This is a genomic window from Blautia sp. ZXY-1-C6 (assembly GCF_056339875.1).
This window is the reverse complement of sequence record NZ_JBWJVQ010000018.1, coordinates 1-17,489: the sequence shown is the minus strand read 5'-3', so window position 1 is coordinate 17,489 and position 17,489 is coordinate 1. Positions and strand designations below refer to the sequence as shown.

At 38.3% G+C, this 17,489-nt stretch carries 12 protein-coding genes, 4 pseudogenes and 2 riboswitches; of the genes and pseudogenes, 1 reads left to right on the top strand and 15 read right to left on the bottom strand.

Features of this window, described 5'->3' with window-relative positions; genetic code table 11:
• Positions 1 to 33 precede the first annotated feature (33 nt).
• The 4 genes from AC075J_RS00835 to AC075J_RS00820 all read right to left on the bottom strand — a co-directional run bounded on the left by AC075J_RS00835 (position 34) and on the right by AC075J_RS00820 (position 4,172).
• Positions 34 to 252: a response regulator gene (locus AC075J_RS00835; protein WP_476389851.1), complete on the bottom strand. Its 219-nt coding sequence runs from the start codon at positions 250 to 252 to the stop codon at positions 34 to 36.
• Positions 215 to 2,179: an ATP-binding response regulator gene (locus AC075J_RS00830; protein ID WP_476389850.1), complete on the bottom strand. Its 1,965-nt coding sequence runs from the start codon at positions 2,177 to 2,179 to the stop codon at positions 215 to 217. Before AC075J_RS00830 ends, AC075J_RS00835 begins: the two co-directional genes overlap by 38 nt.
• Before the next feature lie 146 nt (positions 2,180 to 2,325).
• On the bottom strand, positions 2,326 to 2,811 hold the full coding sequence (locus tag AC075J_RS00825) for a hypothetical protein (protein ID WP_476389849.1): 486 nt from the start codon (positions 2,809 to 2,811) through the stop codon (positions 2,326 to 2,328).
• 38 nt (positions 2,812 to 2,849) lie between these two features.
• Positions 2,850 to 4,172 carry an ABC transporter substrate-binding protein gene (locus AC075J_RS00820; RefSeq protein ID WP_476389848.1) on the bottom strand — a complete coding sequence of 441 codons (1,323 nt, stop codon included), beginning with the start codon at positions 4,170 to 4,172 and terminating at the stop codon, positions 2,850 to 2,852.
• Between the two features lie 237 nt (positions 4,173 to 4,409).
• Positions 4,410 to 4,485: riboswitch (cyclic di-GMP riboswitch) on the bottom strand.
• Positions 4,486 to 4,798: 313 nt separating this feature from the next.
• Between AC075J_RS00820 and AC075J_RS00815 the strand changes: the two genes are divergently transcribed.
• The gene (locus AC075J_RS00815) at positions 4,799 to 6,451 is read left to right on the top strand and encodes a diguanylate cyclase domain-containing protein (protein WP_476389847.1); all 1,653 of its coding nucleotides are present in this window, start codon (positions 4,799 to 4,801) and stop codon (positions 6,449 to 6,451) included.
• A gap of 184 nt (positions 6,452 to 6,635) precedes the next feature.
• Here AC075J_RS00815 and AC075J_RS00810 read toward each other — a convergent pair whose 3' ends face one another.
• The 11 genes and pseudogenes from AC075J_RS00810 to AC075J_RS00760 all read right to left on the bottom strand — a co-directional run.
• The gene (locus AC075J_RS00810) at positions 6,636 to 7,691 is read right to left on the bottom strand and encodes a GGDEF domain-containing protein (RefSeq protein WP_476389846.1); all 1,056 of its coding nucleotides are present in this window, start codon (positions 7,689 to 7,691) and stop codon (positions 6,636 to 6,638) included.
• 47 nt (positions 7,692 to 7,738) lie between these two features.
• Positions 7,739 to 7,921 (bottom strand): annotated as a pseudogene (locus tag AC075J_RS00805) (transcriptional repressor); the annotation flags it as partial.
• A 42-nt stretch (positions 7,922 to 7,963) separates the two neighbouring features.
• Positions 7,964 to 8,725, bottom strand: a complete 762-nt coding sequence (gene yaaA / locus AC075J_RS00800) for a peroxide stress protein YaaA (protein ID WP_118670410.1) — start codon at positions 8,723 to 8,725, stop codon at positions 7,964 to 7,966.
• Positions 8,725 to 9,180, bottom strand: a complete 456-nt coding sequence (gene bcp / locus AC075J_RS00795; RefSeq protein ID WP_055057979.1) for a thioredoxin-dependent thiol peroxidase — start codon at positions 9,178 to 9,180, stop codon at positions 8,725 to 8,727. The genes yaaA and bcp overlap by 1 nt, the downstream gene beginning before the upstream one ends.
• A gap of 3 nt (positions 9,181 to 9,183) precedes the next feature.
• A complete protein-coding gene (locus AC075J_RS00790; protein WP_476389845.1) occupies positions 9,184 to 9,396 on the bottom strand; it encodes a DUF6219 family protein in 213 nt (70 codons plus the stop codon).
• Positions 9,397 to 9,619: 223 nt separating this feature from the next.
• Positions 9,620 to 9,787: pseudogene (locus AC075J_RS00785) on the bottom strand (HD-GYP domain-containing protein); the annotation flags it as partial.
• Positions 9,788 to 9,796: 9 nt separating this feature from the next.
• Positions 9,797 to 10,006 (bottom strand): annotated as a pseudogene (locus tag AC075J_RS00780) (Hpt domain-containing protein); the annotation flags it as partial.
• 50 nt (positions 10,007 to 10,056) lie between these two features.
• Positions 10,057 to 12,888 (bottom strand): transporter substrate-binding domain-containing protein, encoded by a 2,832-nt coding sequence (locus tag AC075J_RS00775; RefSeq protein ID WP_476389843.1) that lies wholly within the window; start codon positions 12,886 to 12,888, stop codon positions 10,057 to 10,059.
• Positions 12,889 to 12,958: 70 nt separating this feature from the next.
• On the bottom strand, positions 12,959 to 15,826 hold the full coding sequence (locus AC075J_RS00770; RefSeq protein ID WP_008704273.1) for a response regulator: 2,868 nt from the start codon (positions 15,824 to 15,826) through the stop codon (positions 12,959 to 12,961).
• A 178-nt stretch (positions 15,827 to 16,004) separates the two neighbouring features.
• Positions 16,005 to 16,080: riboswitch (cyclic di-GMP riboswitch) on the bottom strand.
• A 224-nt stretch (positions 16,081 to 16,304) separates the two neighbouring features.
• A complete protein-coding gene (locus AC075J_RS00765; RefSeq protein WP_055060584.1) occupies positions 16,305 to 17,207 on the bottom strand; it encodes an ABC transporter permease in 903 nt (300 codons plus the stop codon).
• Positions 17,207 to 17,489 (bottom strand): annotated as a pseudogene (locus tag AC075J_RS00760) (ABC transporter); the annotation flags it as partial. The pseudogene AC075J_RS00760 and the gene AC075J_RS00765, both read right to left, overlap by 1 nt.

Sequence of the window (17,489 nt, the reverse complement as noted above, 5' to 3'; positions counted from 1 at the left end):
CTGCACTGCCGCATCAAATCCATTTGTCACTGTTCAATAACCTGCGGTTCGGTACCCCCCCCCACCGGATTTTATGCTTCTGATCGTCTTTTCCAGTACCTTCATCTCAACCGGTTTTGAAACATGTGCATTCATACCGGCTGCCAGAGAATGCTGAATGTCCTCCGAGAATGCATTGGCAGTCATGGCAATGATTGGAATCTTCTTTGCCAGTTCATGGGAGCTTCTGCGGACCGCCTTTCGTTGCATCATAACCATTCATAACAGGCATCTGCACATCCATCAGGATCATGTCATAATCACCTGGAGCAGACTGTTCAAATGCTTTCAAAATCTCTTCGCCATTTTCACAGATGGTACATTCCGCACCTTCAATCTTTAACAGTTCCGTCAGGATCTCTGCGTTCAGCTCATTATCCTCTGCACACAGGAATCTCATTCCCTGAAGGATATTACCATCCTGCTCATCTATTTCTTCTTGTGCCGCCAGAGCAGCCGTTCTATTCTCTGCAATTTTCAGATCCAGGAGAACCTCAAAACAGCTTCCCTGTCCCAGTTCACTCTCCACATCAATGCTGCCTCCCATTACCTCAACCAGATTCTTAGTAATCGCCATTCCAAGTCCGGTTCCCTGTATTTTGTTTGTAAGGGAACGTTCCGCACGGGTAAACGCATCAAAAATTGTATCCTTGAAATCTGCCGACATTCCCAATCCATTATCGCTAACTAAGAAACGGTACTTTGCATAGACAGATGACTTTGTCTCACATTCTTCTACAAAGAACTGAATTTCCCCACCTTCCTGGGTATACTTCACTGCATTGGAAAGCAGGTTGCTGAAAATCTGCATCAGGTGAACCTGATCCCCATTCACCCACTCATGCTGAATATTTTCTTTTATGATTGTAAGGGTCTGCTGCTTTTCATATATTTGAGAATGAAATACAGTGTCAAGTTCCTGTATAAAATCCAGAATAGAAAAGTCAGAATACTTGAAGACTGTTTTTCCTGCCTCAATCTTACTCATATCCAAAACATCATTAATAATTCCTAACAGATGCTGTGATGAAATATCTATTTTATCTGCATACTCTATAACTTTTGCTTTATTACCTGCATCATGTCTGATCAAAGATGTGATACCAATGATTGCATTCATGGGTGTACGAATATCATGTGACATATTAGACAGGAAATCCGTTTTCGCCTTATTTGCATTTTCCGCTGCCTGTAAAGCCTCTGTTGCAACGTTCTTTGCCTTTTTCAGTTTTTGATTGACTACTTCCATTTCCTTCATTGTTTGTAAATGAAGTTCATTATTTCTTTTTTCATATTCTGCTTTTTGATCTGCAAGACTAAGTCTGGAAATACTGTAGAATAATCCGGCAAAAAGCAAAAATATAAAACCTGCCATGAGTATTGTTGTACACAACACCGTTTTCTGGTAATCTCTCAGCACATTGTCAACAACTCCCTTTGCCACAATGCATACCAAAATGGTGTTGTTGCTTTCTATCGGGCAATACCCCAGATAATAGGGGTTCTGTTTTCCCAAAAGTGCAACTCCGGATTCTCTGTTATCAAACTTCTTTTTGAACAAATCAGCCTCTTCTTCTGTAATAGCCTGTTCCCCTTTTAAATGTTTTAACAAAGAATAATTTCGCAGGTATTTATCACCACTCTGGTTCGTATACGTAATATTTCCGTCATTATCCAGCATGAACAAATATGCTTTCCCATCATAACCTTTCAGTTTTAACATGGAATCCAGTTTCGAATGATCATACACAGTTCCAATTGCCGTATAAGTTTCCCCATTGATCGTATATTCCTGACATGGAATCGCAACCAGATAACCGTCTTTTTTCTTCTGATCATAATCAAGACGCACCAGTTTTCCAATATTGTATCCGTTCTTTAAGTCCAGCAGAAGTTTACTTGGCATATCAATCCGCATTTTTGTTCCACCTGCTGATATTGCCTGACCATTTTCCTGAAGGAATATAAGTGTACTTTCCGATTCTTTTTCCCATGCTTCAAAGAAACTTTTGTTCACATCCGTTTCAAGAGACAGCTCTCTCTCATGAAGTAAAAATTCCTCAACCAACTGCAGCTGGCTGTAGTACCCACTCACTTGAAGATCATAGGTCTGCTGTATCTGTTCAACAACAGCTCCCATACTGCTTTTTCCGTTTTCGCTGATATACTTATTAGACTTACTTATAAGATACTTTATAAAAACTAAGCTTAAAAGAATAATAAGTAGTATAAGCAACAGCCTTGTTATTTTTTTTCTTTTATTTACCGCTTGTTCTATCTCCACTTTTACTGTTCAACCTCTATATAGTCTTCCGGTGCTGACGGCTGCTGTCCTTTTGACATTGCTGCGATCCATGCACTTGATAATGTTGTATCTTTAAGCTGCTCAATCTCACATTTCGGATTTATTTTTTTCAAAACAGACATTGTGGTGTCTGTAAGAAGAATAGAGTATTCCTTTTCTTTGTCTATTTTCTTATCATTAACTGTCAAGTCCTTTAACGAAAATCCACTTTTCTCTTGACTGACGATAATTTTCATACCGGATGCAATTGGTAATTCGTATTTATTGGTTACATAAAAATTCTCATCAGCATCGGCGAGATAATTTTTCACGAGTTCATAAACCTGTTTACCATTGATTTTTGCAACATATAATGCTGTATCCGAACTCTTCGCAGTCATCATGCCAACCCGGCTGCTGGTGCATTCTCCTTTGTACATAGAAGAAGTGAAATAATAATATGGTGCCAGAGCCAGCTGTGCCCTCATTTTCTTCTCTGATCGTAGTTAAAATGGAAGATGCTGCATCACGGCCATTTCTTATCGTTCAGTGAAATGGAATATTCATTTTCAAAATTCACCGTTGCTTTTTCTTCTGGATCTTTACGATTCATTACACTACGAAAAGTATCATAAGCCTGTGTTTCATCCATTTCCCCTGACAGTAATCCGTGAACAGCCTCAAGACTTGCATCAAATGATTTTTCAGCGGAATATCGGATATAAACAGCATTATTATTAATTTCCTCTTCCAGTCCAGGCACATCCTGCATCATGGTTGGAACATCCGTATTCAATGAAATAACACCGCTTCCATCCGCAATCAGCTTTTGCCCCTCTTCTGAAATCATACAATCCAGCACATCCAGTGCAGTATCCAGTTTCTCCTGGTCTTTTTCCAGGTTTTTGTTAAATGCAGCGTTCAAGGACGGAGTCATGTACACATAGGATTCATCCGATGTCTGTGAAAAGTAAGGAATACGGATCAGATCCGCATCCATCTGTTTCTGCAGCTGCTGCATAACCGTCGGATGTCCATGAAACATTGCTGATTTCCCCTCGACAAACATCTGGGTTCCTTTGTCGATGTCAATATTGATATCTTCTTTACCAAAGTGCGAGTCCTTAAGAAACTGACTGGTTTCTGAAAAAATACGTTTCCATAATGCATCATCAAACTTTACTTCATCCGCTGCAGTCTCTGCACCGTTTCGCCATTCAATACCATCCAGGCTTGTAAACTCACCGATTGCCGCCGCCTGGATGATCTCATTATTAGACCAGTCTTCACCAAGATCCATGGAATACGGTTTTATGCCATTATCATAAAACTGCTGACAGGCCTGTACATATTCCTCATAATTTTCCGGAATCTTAATTCCATACTGATCAAACAGTGTTTTGTTGGCAATGATCGTCTGCGGAATACCACAGATTGGCAGCCACTGGATTTCATCTTCCGCATTCTTATAATATTGCACCGCATAAGAATAATACTTGGAAACAACATCATAAGAAGCAAAATCCATAAGATAAGGCTGTAAGTCCTGTGCATCTGTTCCAGAGAATCGACGTACTGTTATGATATCCGGTAATTCATCATGTTCTTTAAAATAACTGTATAAATCGGTATCATTGTTACCAATAATAAATTCAATATCCTGATCTGGGAACTGTTCATGGATATAGGGTGCAATATTTTTCATCAAACGATTTTCCCACAGATAAACTGTAAGATGATCATCGTTTTTAGATACTTCTTTCTTTGACTGTCCACATCCAGACAAGACAGCAGTTGCTACAAGTACACCTGACACCACTGCAATCAGACAACGTTTTGCCTTTTTCATACTTTTATTTTCCTCATTCTTTCCTGATAAAGTCATTATTGTTACGTCTATGAAATAACACCGCAAGAAAGAATCCTGCTTGCAGGATTCTCCGCCTGCGATGGGGTGCTTCAGCGACATAATTTCTCTCCATCGCAGTGCGATCCTGCCCGAAGGGCTTTTTTATATTATAGGAACATTACGGAGTAATTTCCTATAACATAAAAAAACACTGTCAGACAGACAATGCACCTCATTTCATGCAACTGGCTGCCATTTTACAGGCCCTGTAGCTTTGCGTCCCAGACTTTCATCTGGTTTGCCGATTTCCTTATTATAATTATAGCTTTTACACGTATACAAAAAAACTGGTTTTATTATACTATAGCGCTCTACTGTACACAAGAAAAACATTACCGTTTTAACGCCCAAGAACAAAAAATATTGTCTTTTTTTCAGAACATTTATTCCGTTTTTCGACTTCCGTGATATAATGCTTTACTATAAAAATTCCCATGAATAAAATGAGGTGTACCAAGTGAAAAAGAAAACACTTGTGCCTCTTATCATTTTTTTACTGGGCATATGTCTTGTTAGTTTAATTGTATACATAACAGACACCCATGAAAAAAAAACAGAGACACACAATGGCACAAATAAACGCAACCACCTACGGTGAACGCATTAAGAATGAAATTACAGATGGAATTGAAATTACAGATACTTTGGAGCAGGTCATAATCAGTGAAAATGGTGAATTTCATCAGTTTGACACAATTGCCAAAAATCTGATGTCTGATTCCATTGAAAGCATGCAGCTCGCTCCCAATGGTATTGTAACAGATATTTATCCGGCTGAAGGAAATGAAGCGGGTAAGATTGATCTGCTCCATGATAAAGAACGTAAAGAGATTTCCTGTTACGCAAGAGATAATCATACAATTATTACACAGGGGCTTTTCGAATTAAAACAGGGCGGTTATGGAATTGCCGTCCGCAATCCGGTCTACCTGAAAGATAAACGCGGACAAGAGTATTTCTGGGGATTTACCATTGTCATCCTGCGTGTTCCGGATATTTTTTCAGATGCAATCAGTGCACTTTTGAATTTTGGATATGAATATAAAATTTTAAAAACAGCTACTCCATGGAGTGATGATTATAAAGTAGTTTATCAGTCAGATGATCAAATAAATCATCCGGTTTCTTACACTTTTACTGTAGGACATGAAAACTGGAAACTTGAGATTACTCCGAAAGTCGGATGGAGAAATAACACACTACTGATAATTATCAGCGGAATGTTTCTCACTATAAGCCTTCTTCTGTCAGTGCTTATCAGGGTATGGCTGGTAGCAAAAGAACACAAGAATAAATATCAAATATTGGCACGCACAGATTCTCTTACGAATATTTATAATCGTTATGGATTTGATGAATTAGCAGAAAAAATGATCTCTAAAAATCCACAAGCACATTTTGTAGCTGCGCTCCTTGATATCGATGACTTTAAGTTTATCAATGATATCTATGGACATAGTTACGGAGACAGAGCATTAAAGATTCTTGCCGACAGCATGAAAGCATTTTTTCCATCTGATGCATTACTTGGAAGAAATGGTGGTGATGAATTCTGCATTCTTTTACCAAATTGTACCTTTGAAGAGGCAGATGTACAGCTACAGCAATTCACCAAACTCTCAAAAATATTCTCATATCATAATGAGGAACATGCATTTTATATTTCTCTTGGATATGCAGAATATCCAACATTTGCATCCAGCCATTCACAGCTCATGCGCTGTGCAGATGCTGCCCTTTATGAAATTAAGCTTCATGGAAAAAATGGATGTATGGCTTACCGAAAAGGTCTCCAGCCAGGAGCCCGCAAACAGCTTGGATTTGCGCTTAAGGATATCTCTGAACACCTTCCAGGTGCATTTATCATATATAGAGCAGACAAAGAAGACGATGAACTCTTTTATGCAAACCACGAATTTCTTCATATGGCTGGTTATAAAAGCATGGATGAATTATTCAGACTTACTCAAAAAAGGTTTCGCAATCTGATCCGCAAAGATGAGCAGCAACAAATAGAAACAAGCATCTGGAAACAGATCGACAGCGGCAATGAAAATGACTATATTCACTTTCATCTTCGAAAAGCTGACGGAACTTACCTTTCTGTACTTGACCATGGAAGAATCGTAGAAAGCCAGCAATACGGAAGAGTTTTTTATGTATTGTTCATGGATTGGGAAGATATGCATATTCGTTACAGTGATAAATTTTCTGAATAATAAATTGCTGATGCCCCTCTCCAATATGATCCATTAACATTCAGCATCACATGGTTATCAACATAAACTAAAGAGAAACTGGTTTCCGTGATATTTATCACACAATAACATAGTAAAAACCCTGTTGGTTTTTCCAACAGGGTCCTATCGATTACTCATTTAAGAAGATTCATCTACTCTGAGCTTAAAGCTTATTATATTTCTTGCATAATTGTTTATTTTTATACATATAAGCATCTGCATTATCCAATAGCATCTGCATTGTACACGCCATATCACCGGCGGATAATGCCCATCCGCACGCATAGTCAATTGGTATTTGATTTTCATAACTATTTAATCTGTCTTTTTCTCTGTACAAGGATTTTAATATTTCCTTAATTTCCGCCTCGCTTGTATGATAAATGACTGCTATAAACTCATCTCCGCCATATCTTCCAACAAAATCCTTTTCTGGAATCACACTACGCAAAAGCTTTGCAAAATTCATTATTAACTGATCTCCTGCGGAATGTCCCCTTGTATCATTAACAATTTTTAGATTATTTAAGTCAAACATTATGCATGCTGTAGGATCTGTAATTATATCTTTTTTATTCAAAAGCTCATTACAGGCACTTTTATTTGGCAGCCCAGTATGGGCATCTATGAATGCTTTCTGTTCTAGTAGTCTGTTTTGCATTGCCATCTGCATTGCCCTTAGAGTCTGCATAATAACCAATATCACCAGACTCAACATATCAAGTGCCGACAAAAGCTCTATGATGCGAATCTTTATAGCGAGCTTTTCTGAATAGCTTTCTGCGGCAGATACAGTTTCATCTGCCATCGTAAAATAAATTTCACTCATGTTAACAATGTCTGTATTTTCGTATCCCTTGTTTCTTACCGATTCAATCTCTGTTTTCAATTTATCCCAGTAATCACTCTGGATTTGCAATTTTTTCTGATATTCTTCATCATGGAGTTCTACCAGATCATAATGTCCATCCTGATATCTTAATCCAAGAAGAATATCATCCAAATATTTAATTAATTCATCATTTTGGTTTCCTGTAATTTCTAATTTTACTTCACGCTGTGTAGCTCCACGTACCAGACCTGCATAATTTATTACGCGTGCTGTCCCCTGCAGCCTGCTAATCTGTATCATCATAAAAATAATAAGAACTACTAATATCAATATAAGGAAACTCTGTATAATATTTATTATGTTTTTACTTTTTTTGTTTGTCTGCATTTTACAATTTATCCTGAGCTTAAATAATATTCATTTCAATAACTATGCTATTCCTTTACTTTCTCCCTACGTTTGGGGCAAATACCTTTAAATGAAATATCATAATCTAAATATTTTATTCCATTCGTGTCATGAATCATTTCTATCAAGTCTGATATTTCATCCACGTCTACACCTGATACCTCACCGCATTTTACACACCTGACATTGTAATGATTTTTTAAGTTAAATCGAATCACTTTATTAAAAAAACACCTACAATAAGTACCTTTTTAGCAAGATGTTATCTCTATTCTGCGTTCAAAAATATATTCCGTATCTGACGATAGATCATGCCTGAACGCATAGCCAAGTCTGTCAAATTTTTTTATATCCTCAGGATTTTCAATACTATTTTCAGCCATGAACCTAACCATTTCACCACGAGCCATCTTCGCATATGTACCTTTTGTCACCAGTTTATCTCCTGATAACTCGCAAAATACAATTGTAATATACTTATCCCGTAATGTCAGATACTTTTCTATAGATTTGGAATATTCTTTTGATGCCAGGTTAATTATAATCCTACTGTTGTCGATCACTGAACAATACAACATATCTCCCCAGTATTCATATAAGTTTTTTGCATCTCCTATGCCGACTTTTGCCTGCATTTCCAAGCGGTAAGGTGTCACGCCATCCAACGGTTTTAGAACGCCATAAAACGCAGATAGTATTCTCAAATGATTTTGTACATACTCAAACTGACTGTCCTCAAACACGGATGGGGCCATATATTGAAAAGCAATTCCTTCATATGATAAGACAGCTGGAGTAAGTAAATGATAAAGATCCATGTTTTCCAATCTATTGAAGTTCTGTTCTGTAATTTTGTCATTACATTTCCAGATAGTCTTCAGTTCTTCTTTTGACTTGCTTTTCAACCAACTTTGTATCTCTGTCGTCTTTTCAATAAATTCAGGCAATCCATCCGGCGCTATGCTGTCAGTATCTGTAATCATCTTTTTAGCAGGGGATAATATTATCTTCATTAATCTAATTCCTTAAGCATATTTTCAGGATCATCTGCTGCTTTGACTTTATCATTGGCTTTGATGATAACTCCCTGTTCATCGATAAGATATGTAGTTCTTACCACACCCATAGAGACTTTGCCATAATTTTTCTTTTCTTTCCATACATCATAAGCTTCAATAACTTTCCGCTCTGGATCTGCTAAAAGTGTAAATGCCAGTCCATATTTTTCCTCAAATCTCTTATGAGAGGATACAGAATCCTTACTGACTCCAAGAATAACTGCACCTTTTTCAATAAACTGAGGATATCTCTCGGAAAAACCACATGCCTGTTTCGTACATCCCGCTGTATTATCCTTGGGATAGAAATATAATACTACTTTTTTTCCTGCATAATCCGATAATCTGTGTATTTTTCCATTTTGATCTGGCAACTCAAAATCAGGTGCCTTGACCCCTACTTCCAACATTAATTATTCCTCCCTCTCTGTAACTTTCTCTTTATTCGCCTTTTTCTTCCTATTCCCGGAAATCACTTTATGCCCTGTATATATCGCCATTGTCATACATAGCATAGAGCTTAACGCAAAGTATTTGTGGCTTGATTTTAACCCTTTATGTCCAGTGTAAAAAGTACCAATCATTGTGATCAATGCTCCTACTGACCAATATTTATGTGCTTTCATATAATTCCTCCGTCTTTTATCTTCGGTGTTTTTAATTGTAATTATACTATACAATAATCAGATGTCAATTTGATAATGAAACAATCAGGGCAGCCGGGTCTTTGACAGTTACATCGATTATAAAGTCCATTAATCCCGCATAAACTCTAGGTTTTCTTTGTCAATCAATTTGTTTTGATTTATAGTAATGTCGAAAGTAGTTGAATTATTTTAAATCAGATAGTATTTCTTCACCTTTCAATCCATCCGGATAGCCCTTTCCATCCCATCTTTCATGGTGCCATCTGCTGATTTCCCATGCGGTATGCACCAGTGGATGATCTTGCGGAAAGTCCATATCCTTAATTATAGCCGCGCCAAGCTCACTATGGGTTTTCATAATCCTAACCTCATACAGACGGTCAAAGGAAAGATTCTGACACACCCCTTTCAATGTGTGCGCACTGCGGAAAGCATCTTCATAATTTTTATTTTCCAATGCCTGTTTTAACTGTAGATAACTCTGGTCTTCAAGGAACTTTAATGTAAATCCCTGAATCAGTGCTTCGCTGTGAAGGCGTCCCAAAACAGCCTCATAGTTTCCTACGATAGCTTTATAGCACTCCTGCATTGTCATCTTTTAGCCCTGTCAATTGTATTCCACTAATTCATGAACCTCTGCTAATCATTATGAACATACCTTAAAATCGTTTTTATAACTTCCTCAATCACAATCGGCTTTGACAGATGTGCATTCATTCCTGCATCCAGCGATGCCTGAACATCTTCAGCAAATGAATTGGCTGTCATTGCTATAATAGGAATGTTTTTTCCATCCGGTCTGTCATTCATCGCCCTGATTGCTTTTGCCGCTTCATAACCGTTCATTTCAGGCATCATGATATCCATCAGGATTACATCAAATGTGCCTTCCGGATGATTTCTGAAAATCTCAACAGCATTCTTTCCATCTACAGCTCTTTCTACATTCATTCCAAACTCTTCCAGCTGCACGGTCGCAATTTCTGCATTCAGCTCATTATCCTCTGCAAGAAGAACTTTCACACCTGTAAGATTTACCTTTTCAGAAAAACCTATGTCTGACTTATTACATTCCTTATCAGTAATTTCCAGAGGAATATCCACAGTAAAAGTGGTTCCCTCATGCTTTTTGCTTTGCACGGAAATGGTTCCACCCATCATATCTACATACTTCTTTACGATAGCCATCCCCAGTCCAGCTCCATGGTACTGCGTTCTCACATCGGAATCTTCCTGTGCAAATTCCTCAAAAACTTCTTTTGTAAATTCCTCACTCATGCCAATACCAGTATCCGAAATGCGGTAATGCATATTTATATATCCATCCCCGCCCTTTTCCTGACACCGGGCTTCAAATGTAATCGTCTCTCCATCCGGAGTGAACTTCACGGCATTGCTCAGAATATTTACCAGCACATCTCGCAGACGTACAGAATCCACAAGTACATTGGGGATCTTTGCTTCTTCACGCTGGATCTTAAAGCTGATATCCCTGTTCGTAAGAAAGCCTTTTGTAATATCCAGTGCAAAATCTGTGATACTTTTCAAATCTGTCGGTACCGGATTGTATTTCACTTTTCCACTTTCCACGCGAGTCAGATCTAATACATCATTGATCAGCGACAGTAAATGCTCTGAACTTTCATCAATCTTTTCCAGACAATTTTTCACTTCGTCTGACGGATTATTTTTCATTGCAATACCGGTGAATCCCATGATTGCATTCATCGGTGTTCTCATATCATGGGACATATGTGACAGAAATGCTGTTTTTGCCTTGTTTGCAGCCTGCGCATGCTCTGCCAGTTCCGCCATTTCCTCAGCCGTCTCCTGGGCTGCCTTCTGAGCTTTTTTTCTTGCACTGAGACGCATTGCTATCATAGCCATAGTAGTCAGCAGCCATCCGAAAATAAGAAGAACCCAAACAGTAGCAACAGGATGCAGACGGATCCAGTCAACAAATGTCAGCTCTGCTGCTTTGTATGTGGTATACCGTGCTGCTAGATCTTCGACAAGATTTTGGGGCATGGCATACATTGCTTTCGTCAGAATACCAGCCAGCGCATGGTTCTCTGTTGACGAAACTACCATGCGGTAGGTGAATGTAGGCTGTTCCAGCAGCGTATATGTCATGGTGCCCGTAGTGTCACTATTCACAAACGCCTGTGCCATGTAATAGTAGACGAAGGCAGCATCGGCTTTACCCTTACGGACAGCTTCCATCATTTCCTGCCGAGTACTGCACATCAGCTTTTCTGCACCGGGTGCCATTGCATCTGCAATTGAATTTGATGCTGTCTGGTCAACCGTAGCAACAACATTGATTTCTCCATCAAAGTCACGCCGTGTCACCCTTGCCAGTTGCATTGTAATGAAAGGTGCAGTAAGCCCCCATTTTTTCGTCTCAGCATAGTTATCTGTTTCCAGGCGTGCATCGATACTTATATTTGTGACTTCCTTATTTTTCTGATAAGCAATATACTCATCTCTGGTGGCAGGTGTAAGAAACTCATAGGAAATCCCGGCATAGTCTGCAATTTTCCGGAAGTAATCCGGGATAATCCCCTTCATCTCACCATTTTCATTATAAGAATATGGATAACGGGACGGATCACACAGAACATGAAGCGGGTTGTCCTTGGAATATTGTGCAATAATACTTTTTTCTTGCTCCGTATATTCCAGATTCTTAGTTTCTATGCTTTCATAATTTTTATTATAAAGCGTTGTTTTCCAGTCACCCTCAACTGCATTCATCTGATCGATCGCATAATTGATCTCATTCAGCAATTCTGTATTGCCCTTTTTAACAATGACATAGAAATCGCTGCTGCCAAATTTATCCACGATTCGCTCATTGTTTGTTTTTCTCAGAGAACTGGTAACAATCGCATCAACTTTTTCGCTCTGAAGGGCTTCCTCCATCTCTGCGGTCGTATCAAAATAAGATGGAACATATGTAAATCCTTTGTTGTCTGCAAAATCCGCAAACTCTTCATTCCGGGTGTTTCCGTTCAAAAGCGCCACACGCATACCGTTGTAAGTGCTGTAATTGTCGTCCACAATCGTGCTGTTGTCACTGCGGACGGTCAACATCCCATAATTAGTTCCGATCGGACGTGAAAAATCAAACTTTTCTTCTCTGTCCGGTGTTTTGCGGGCAGATGTTACCATGTCGATCTCGCCATCTTCAAGCATCTGCTGCATATCATCCCAGCTCTGATCGTATCCGACATATTCGTAATCTACATCCCAATAACGGGCCATCAGCCGAAGGAAATCATAGCCATAACCGCTGCGGTTCCCCTCTTCATCCATCATATGGTATCCATCCATGGCAAAGAAACCGACTTTGACAGTTTCATGCTGCGAACTGTCCTCGGCCGCATATGCAGTCAGGGGAGAAAATATCATACACACGCATACAAAAACCAGTAACACTGCCATATATTTCTTTGCACTCGAAATCATATTAAATCTCCTGTCTGTCAAATATATTTCTCTATACGTCTCCTTGTCAACCTCCTGGTTTAATAAATTTTCACCTGTCCCTACTGCTTCTCAATTCTTCGCATATAGTCTGCTTGATTGTTTTATCATCTAATGGCTTTGCAAGATGTGCGTTCATTCCTGCTTCCATACACTTTTCTGCATCTTCTCTAAATGCATTTGCAGTCATAGCAATGATAGGGATTGTTTTTGCATCCTGCCGTTCCAGGGATCTTATTGTTTTTGTGGCAGTAAGCCCATCCATCACCGGCATCATGACATCCATTAAAATAACATCGTATGTTCCTGATTCGCAGGCTTCAAAGTACTGAACAGCTTCTAACCCATTTTTCACTGTTTCTACTTTAGCCCCATTTTCCGTCAGTATAAATTCTGCTATTTCCGCATTCAGCTCATTATCTTCAACCAATAATATCCGGACACCTGATATATCTGCATTGAAATCTTCTTTTTCTTCCAGCCGTGCATTCGTATCAATTTTAAATGGAAGTATTACAGTAAAACAGCTTCCTTCACCAAGCTTGCTTTCAACTGTTATGGTTCCGCCCATCTTTTCTACAAGTTGTTTCACAATAGGCATTCCCAGACCTGTCCCATTATAATCAGAACGTGGGGAATTATCTGCCTGTACAAATGGAGTAAACAATTCATTTTTTATAAATTCTTCTGACATTCCAATTCCATTATCTTTTATTTTAAATTCACATGTCATGTGATCTTCTGATCTTTCAATCGTTCTCATACTCATGTAAATAAAACCATTCACCTTATTGTACTTCATGCTGTTTGTAAACAGATTCATCAATATTTTTTTCAGATGAACTGCATTGCTCCAAACATATATACCACTGTAATCATCATGTTCTCCTATAACATGAAGTCCTTTTTCTTCTGCCTGAAAAGATAGTGACTCCGTGATTTCCTGACATACCTGATCCAGATTGATGGATTCATCACTAAAAACCACGGTATCCGATTCTAACTTTGCCATATCCAAAACATCATTTACCAATGATAATAGCAGTTTCGAAGACTCATTTATTTTATTCAGACAATCTTTTGCCCGTTCACCATCATTTCCGCTTTTTTCAAGAATTGTAAGCATGCCCATAATGCCATTGATCGGTGTCCTGATGTCATGAGACATGTTATTTAAAAAGGAAGTCTTAGCCTTATTGGCACTCTGTGCTTCTACAAGTGCATTTTGTAATTCCTGCTGTTTTTCTTCAAGCTCCTGATTCAGCTTCAATGCCTGCTCAGCAGACTTCTTGGATTTTTCTTCCGCACGTTTTGATTTTTTCAAAGAATCAAGAATTATACACAGGGCAACAAAAATAGAGATTCCAACTATGAGTGAGACAGCCAGTAAATTGTCCTGAATAAAATCCTTCGCTGTAACTTTTCGTGAGGAAGCATTATACGAAACTACTGCACCTGAAAATTGAGTTGTAGGCATAGATGTCAGTGTTTTATTCAGAATGGACAAAAGAACCGGTTCTCCCTGCTGAACAGCAAATGAAACATCAGCTTCTTTTGTCAGGAAAACACTATGAAGCTTATTATTTTTCAAATAGTCTGAAACAGTACCTGAATTGCTTACAATACAATCCGTCTCCCCTTTCTGCATTGCTTTTACTGCTGCATCTGATGTCTCATATTCCACAACCTCCCATTGCGGATAATTGTATGAAAGATATGCTTTCAATGCAAAACTATCTTTTTCAACGGCAACTATATTCTCTTTATTTTCATCAAAAGAATCCTTTGCCGTAATTGCTGCCATATTGAGAGTCAATAGTGTATCCGACAAAGCAAATCCATTTGTTTCTGCAAAGTATGGATTCTGGTTTGCATGAAAAATCAGGTCTATTTTTCCATCCTGCAATGCCTGAAGCAGTTCACTTCTTGTATCATATCCATTTAATTCAAATTCCAGAGTCTGACCTTGCAGACAATTTTCTGCAAGATCCACATAATCTGTGATAACACCTGTCAATTTACCTGTTGATGAATCTACACTGCTGATACCTCCATCCTGATTCAGATACCCAATCCTGAGTGCACCATGCCGTCCAAGCCACTCCCTTTCTTCTTTTGAAAGAAAGGAGCTGCTCTGTGCAGAAAGATAACGCCTGTAGAGATCATCTGTGTAAAATGGGTTGTCATCCTTGATTCTGCGCATAGCACTATCCAGTGCTTCTTTGATATCCGGACGTTCTGGATTTATAGCGAAATAGATTTCTGTCTCTCCAATACTTGTAAGCGGTGAAATATCCGATTCTTCCCAACGGGATTCTTCTACCGAAACGAAGCAGTCAATTTCATGTTTCGACAGTTTGTCCATAATTTCTGTGGTTGTAGAAACATTGATATGCTTCGTATGCAGACCATATTTTGATTCCCATTCATTAAGCACATCCTCCACTATATTATCTTTAGACACACCAATATTTTTTCCCTCAAAAGAATCCAAATTTCCTGCTGTAAGATCCATATTGGATGCATCCGTATAGATGTAATATTTCTCTTCCCCCATAGGCATATCGGAAAAAAGCATATTTTCAGCACGTTCGTCTGTATAGGAAATGTCACCAAGAATATCAATCTCTCCATTTTCCAACTGTGTAAAGCAGTTTTTCCAATCACTTGTTATGTATTTATATGTCCATCCTGCATAACCTGCAATATCTTGAAGATACTCATAACCATAGCCGCTTCTTTCTCCCTTTTCATTGACGGTATTATAAGTTTCTTCAAAAGATCCTACCCGGATAACATTGTCAGAGTTTTCTTTGGCAAATGTAGGAACGGATAAAACAATAGAACATATAATTGTGCAAAATATAATGTAACAAAATTTGAAATTCATTATATTCTGTACTAATTTGCACTTCTTCATCTTTCTCCCCTCCTCTAGGCTACAGTTGCTTGCTTGCTTCCAGATTTTAATTTTACATTCATTAATTATCAATAACCTCCACACTATTTTTCACAATATTTTTCCAAGCAGCTTCTGTATTACTTATTCAAGTGCTCTACCATAAAAAAGCACTGTCAAACAGACAGTGCACCTCATTTCATGCAACTGGCTGCCATTTTACAGGCCCTGTAGCTTTGCGTCCCAGACTTTCATCTGGTTTGCCAATTTCCATATTATAGCTTTAATACTTATGCAAAAAACTGATTTTATTATACTATAGCACTCTACTGTACACAAGAAAAACATTACCGTTTTAACGCCTGAAAACAAAAAAAAGAACAGCCGATACATATACTCGAACTGTTCTTCTACTTCCGAAGACCACGCAGCATTGACATTACTGTTTCCTGCTCATTGGTACTCAGATCGTTCCATATCCCGCTAAAAACAATATTTCCTATCGTCTGCCTTCACCCGCTGACAACAATGTAACCACATAGTAAATAATTCCAAATACAGCTATACTTCCCATCATAATGCCAATCATCTGATTTATACTCACCACATTTCCATGAAATACCGGATTGCAATCAAGCGTGTCTCTTATCGCTTCAACCATTTCATCCGGATAATTTTTTCTCTCCATCTCTCTGAAAACTCCGTGAAGCATATGATTCTTAATCAATGAAGTGGCATATGTACTCGGAAGATAAGACAGTGCCTTCTGAAGACCTGGTCCAAAATTTGAAATCGGCATATAAGCACCACATAGAAAACCATATCCTGCACTGACAATGGTACCCACAGCCGAAAGCTGTCCCTGTGTTGTTAATGGAAAGCTAATGATACTTGAAAGCGTACTTCCAAACAGGACGAGCAATATCATATCAAATAAAACCCATAATATGTCTGCTGTATTCATATACCATCCCATTTTAAGTAAATATCCCAGACATAATACAAATGCAAGTGCATTGACCATCAATGAATTAGCTACTGTTGACAGAAAATATCCCAAATAAATTTTTTCCTTGCTGACCGGTGCAACATTAAAATCCTTCCTTGTTCCATTTGCCTTGTCCTGCACCATAGTCAGATTCACACAAAATGTTACAGTAATACAGCTTACTGCCATAAGTGATGCTGTCAGTTGTGCTGCTACGGTTCCATTAATAAGCTTATCCGAAATCATAATCATATCCGAAATCGCTGCTGTAAAAGAATCTCTGAAAACCTTTGCAAGAAATGTAGCATAAAGAACAATCAGAATAACTGGTGTGATCATTGATGTAAACAACATACCTTTATCTTTAAAAAACAGTTTCCTGTTCCTGTCCATTAATGCCAATACTGTTCTCATCAGCGTTCACCTCCAAGCTTCTTTCCTGTGACTGCAAGAAATACATCATCCATACCGCCTTTTACTACTTCATAATCCGTGAATAGGTCCTGATGCTCTACAATAAGCTTCGTAGCTTCTTTCGTATTTTTTACTTTTATCTGATATCCGTCACGTATTTTTTTATATTCTCTGTTCAATGTCTTTATTTCATCCTCGGAAACACCATAAACAGACACTATATCCTGTACATAATCATTTTTAAGTTCAAACGGTGTACCTTCTGCTACAACACTTCCTTTG

What these genes read in the sequence shown, in the direction of transcription:
- AC075J_RS00810 (WP_476389846.1), bottom strand. Translation starts at nt 7,691, where the DNA reads ATGCAGACAAACAAAAAAAGTAAAAACATAATAAATATTATACAGAGT.
- AC075J_RS00775 (WP_476389843.1), bottom strand. Translation starts at nt 12,888, where the DNA reads ATGATTTCGAGTGCAAAGAAATATATGGCAGTGTTACTGGTTTTTGTA.
- AC075J_RS00825 (WP_476389849.1), bottom strand. Translation starts at nt 2,811, where the DNA reads ATGAGGGCACAGCTGGCTCTGGCACCATATTATTATTTCACTTCTTCT.
- AC075J_RS00770 (WP_008704273.1), bottom strand. Translation starts at nt 15,826, where the DNA reads ATGAAGAAGTGCAAATTAGTACAGAATATAATGAATTTCAAATTTTGT.
- AC075J_RS00790 (WP_476389845.1), bottom strand. Translation starts at nt 9,396, where the DNA reads ATGAAAGCACATAAATATTGGTCAGTAGGAGCATTGATCACAATGATT.
- AC075J_RS00815 (WP_476389847.1), top strand. Translation starts at nt 4,799, where the DNA reads ATGGCACAAATAAACGCAACCACCTACGGTGAACGCATTAAGAATGAA.
- bcp (WP_055057979.1), bottom strand. Translation starts at nt 9,180, where the DNA reads ATGTTGGAAGTAGGGGTCAAGGCACCTGATTTTGAGTTGCCAGATCAA.
- yaaA (WP_118670410.1), bottom strand. Translation starts at nt 8,725, where the DNA reads ATGAAGATAATATTATCCCCTGCTAAAAAGATGATTACAGATACTGAC.
- AC075J_RS00765 (WP_055060584.1), bottom strand. Translation starts at nt 17,207, where the DNA reads ATGAGAACAGTATTGGCATTAATGGACAGGAACAGGAAACTGTTTTTT.
- AC075J_RS00830 (WP_476389850.1), bottom strand. Translation starts at nt 2,179, where the DNA reads ATGGGAGCTGTTGTTGAACAGATACAGCAGACCTATGATCTTCAAGTG.
- AC075J_RS00835 (WP_476389851.1), bottom strand. Translation starts at nt 252, where the DNA reads ATGATGCAACGAAAGGCGGTCCGCAGAAGCTCCCATGAACTGGCAAAG.
- AC075J_RS00820 (WP_476389848.1), bottom strand. Translation starts at nt 4,172, where the DNA reads ATGAAAAAGGCAAAACGTTGTCTGATTGCAGTGGTGTCAGGTGTACTT.